General features: G+C 71.1%; 1 protein-coding gene. It reads left to right on the forward strand.

Going from position 1 to position 2374, the window contains the following annotated elements; genetic code table 11:
• Positions 1 to 194 precede the first annotated feature (194 nt).
• Positions 195 to 2374 (forward strand): heavy metal translocating P-type ATPase (locus VF468_12050; GenBank protein ID HEX5879030.1); only part of this gene is annotated, 2180 nt, incomplete at its 3' end.

The raw sequence follows: 2374 nt of genomic DNA on the forward strand, positions 1-2374 counted from the left end.
ATGAGTGCCCCGGCGCGTCTGCTGGCCTTCGCCGCGGCGCTTCACCACCCGCGGACCCCATCAGTCAGCCCACGTGGAGATTCCATCAGCACCGCCCACCAGCTGCCGCCGTTCAGTCCGCCATAGCCTTCCGGCTCCGCATTTGCAACCGCTTCCCCGGCGACCCGCCCGCACACACTCGATGAGGTGACCCGATGACCGAGCCCAGCCGCCGGCCAACAGAGCCGGCCAGCGCCGACACCCACCACCACACCGAGGCCCATGGGCAGGACCGTGGCCGGTCAGGCGCGGACCACGCCGGCCACGCCGTCACCGACGCCCACCACCACACCGACCGGCACACCGATCACAGTCACCACGACGAGCATGACACCGGCGGTCATGGCGGTCACGGCGGGCATGGTGGCCACGGCGATCACGTCGGCCAGTTCCGTCGGCTGTTTTGGATCATGTTGGTGCTGGCGCTGCCGGTGATCGTGTTCTCCCCGATGTTCGCGATGCTGCTGGGTTACTCCCTGCCCGCCGCCGGCTGGGCCGGCTGGGTCTCCCCGCTGCTCGGCACCGTCATGTACGTCTGGGGCGGGCGGCCGTTCCTGACCGGCGCGGTCGACGAGCTGCGCGCCCGCCAGCCCGGGATGATGCTGCTCATCGCGCTGGCCATCACCGTGGCCTTTCTCGCCTCCTGGGGCGCCAGCCTCGGCATACTCCACCACGAGCTCGACTTCTGGTGGGAGCTGGCGCTGCTGATCGTGATCATGCTGCTCGGCCACTGGATCGAGATGCGGTCCCTGGCGCAGACCACCTCCGCGCTGGACTCCCTGGCCGCGCTGCTGCCCGATCAGGCTGAGCGAGTCGTCGGCGACGACACCGAGGAGGTGGCACCGACCGACCTCCGACTGGGCGACCTGGTGATCGTCCGGCCCGGCGGGCGGGTCCCGGCCGACGGCCGGATCCGGTCCGGCACGGCCAGCATGGACGAGGCGATGATCACCGGGGAGTCCAAGCCGGTCCGCCGCGGCGAGGGCGACCACGTGGTGGCCGGCACCGTGGCCACCGACTCGGGTCTACGCGTCGAGATCACCGCCGTCGGTGAGGACACCGCCCTGGCCGGCATCCAACGCCTGGTCGCCGACGCCCAGAACTCGACCTCCCGGGCGCAGCGGATCGCCGACCGGGCGGCCGCGTGGCTGTTCTGGTTCGCCCTGATCGCCGGGGTAATCACCGCGATCGTCTGGACCCTGCTCGGAATGCCCGACGCCGCCGTGGTCCGCACCATCACCGTGCTGGTCATCGCCTGCCCGCACGCCCTCGGCCTGGCCATCCCGCTGGTGGTGGCCATCGCCACCGAACGCGCCGCCCGCGGCGGGGTGCTGATCAAGGACCGGCTCGCGCTGGAGGCGATGCGCACCGTCGACACCGTGCTGTTCGACAAGACCGGCACCCTCACCAAGGGCCAGCCCAGCGTCACCGCGGTGCACCCCACTCGGATGGCGGAGGAGGAGGTGCTGCGGCTCGCGGCCGGTGCCGAGGCCTACTCCGAGCACCCGCTTGGTCGGGCCATCGTCGCCGCGGCCGAACACCGTCGGCTGGACCTGCCGCCTTCGTCGGACTTCACCTCCTCCCCCGCGGTCGGGGTCGCCGCCACCGTCGAGGGGCGGCGGGTGCAGGTCGGCGGACCGTACCTGCTGCAGCAGGAGAACGTTGCCGAGCTGGACGTGACCCAGCAGTGGCGCCGGGAGGGCGCGATCATCCTGCACGTGCTGGTCGACGGTGAGGTGGTCGCGGCACTGAGGTTGGCCGATGAGATCCGACCGGAGTCCCGGCAGGCCGTGGACGCGTTGCACTCCCGTGGCGTCCAGGTCGTCATGATCACCGGCGACGCCGAGGCCGTGGCCGCCTCGGTCGCCGACGAGCTCGGCATCGACCGCTACTTCGCCGGGGTCCGACCCGAGGACAAGTCCGCCAAGGTGCAGCAGCTGCAGTCCGAGGGCCGTCGGGTGGCGATGGTCGGCGACGGCGTGAACGACGCCCCCGCGCTGGCCCAGGCCGACGTCGGCATCGCCATCGGCGCCGGCACCGACGTCGCCATCGCCTCCGCCGGGGTCATCCTGGCCAGCGACGACCCCCGCTCGGTGCTGTCGGTGATCGAGCTGTCCAAGGCCAGCTACCGCAAGATGAAGCAGAACCTGTGGTGGGCCGCCGGCTACAACCTGATCGCCGTGCCGCTGGCCGCCGGGGTGCTGGCCCCGATCGGGTTCGTGCTGCCCATGTCGGTCGGAGCCATTCTCATGTCACTCTCCACCATCGTCGTGGCAATCAATGCACAGCTCCTTCGGCGCCTCGACCTGCGACCTGAGGCGAGCGTCCGAACGAT

Source organism: Actinomycetota bacterium (assembly GCA_036280995.1).
GTDB lineage: Bacteria > Actinomycetota > CALGFH01 > CALGFH01 > CALGFH01 > CALGFH01.